We start from the raw sequence: 1,347 nt of genomic DNA, 5'->3' as shown, positions 1-1,347 counted from the left end.
CCTTAGCGCCTGACATAGACAGCTGATGGGGAAAAGTACGCTAACTCACGCGTTTTCACACAGCCTGGGCCAGAAGCGGACATTGCGTAGTCCTATTTGAAAAATCGCTGATGAGGAAACAGGCAGCGGCTTCTCGCGGCTGAAGCCGCGAGAGCAGTGTTACCTTTTCAGTAAGTCAGGTGTTCTCTAGCGATTACTTTACGTACATCGCGACGAAAATTATGGAAGCTTCGGTGGCAGCGAGGTGTTTTGGCCACGGTCAACGTCGGCCGACCGCTAGGAGGCGAAAGCCTGCCGTGTTTTCCGCCGCGTTTAAACTTCCAGCCTTCTCGGATTAACTGGCGGATGAGCTTGTCAATATCCTTATCGGAGCAGTACTTCATCCAGTTGCCCCGGCGTCCCTCCGAACGTAGCGTGAGACGAATCGCGCGTGATCAAAGTTCATTTCGGCGAACGCTGCACGCGCGCCAATCTCGAGAATAGGGCGGCTATACGTATAACCTTGTCCACGTCCAAGCGGGCTATTCTGAAAAAAACGCCCATGCGGATCGATCATCAGGTAAGACTCACGCATGTCGTGGTTGTCCTCAGCGCGCAGGATCCCAGAAAAAGCGCGGTGGCGAGCGACGAAGCCAGCAAACTGCTCGTCGCTGACGGCAAGTTTTCGATTCACCACGGGCAGCATTCGTAGAGCCTTCCACTTTTCCGGAGCTAGGCTCCGAATTAAGTCGCTGAAATCTTCCCTGCGATTGAGCTGGTTGACCACGGTGTTGACCTTGACCCGCAGTTCAGGGTTGGATCGACTAGCCTCGATTAGTCGGGTGGCCAGCTGATCAAGATTAAGCAATCGGCCACGCCGGTCGACGCGACCAATAGCGCGATTGGTAACGGAGCTGGCCGAATCGACGCTGATCCCCAGCCAAGTCAACTGCGATGCGAGTTGGTGCAGCACAAGATCATTCAGGCGACTGCCGTTGCTGATTAGCGAAACCTCGAAGCCAAGCCCCCGAGCGTGACTCACGATGTCTGGGATTTTGGTGGCATGCAGCAATGGTTCGCCGCCAGCTAGATTGAGTCGAACGGAAGGCCACGCCACGTGACTGGAAAGTGGATTGCTGCGAGCCCCTGGGCGGAAGAACTGGTAAAGCTCATTCAGTAGTACTGCAGTTTGTCCTGCATGGTTAATCAGCTCACGTCCGCTAGTGTCTTTTTTCCAAGCGGCGTAGCAGTACTGGCAACCGTAGTTACAGGCTTCCGTGAGGTGCCAGTTGAGAACGAGTTACTGTCAAATCTGGTGTATGAGGAAAGAAGCTAGGCGGCTTTCCTGCTGAGTTGTCGCTCGTCTAT

General features: G+C 54.5%; 1 pseudogene. It reads right to left on the bottom strand.

Going from position 1 to position 1,347, the window contains the following annotated elements:
- Nucleotides 1-379: 379 nt before the first annotated feature.
- A pseudogene (locus SAHL_RS02180) lies at nt 380-1,267 on the bottom strand (viperin family antiviral radical SAM protein); the annotation flags it as partial.
- Nucleotides 1,268-1,347 lie beyond the last annotated feature (80 nt).

This window comes from Salinisphaera orenii subsp. halophila YIM 95161, assembly GCF_003732545.1.
Lineage (GTDB): Bacteria > Pseudomonadota > Gammaproteobacteria > Nevskiales > Salinisphaeraceae > Salinisphaera > Salinisphaera orenii_A.
Note: the sequence above shows the minus strand (reverse complement) of the source record. Positions and strands in the feature narration are given on the sequence as shown.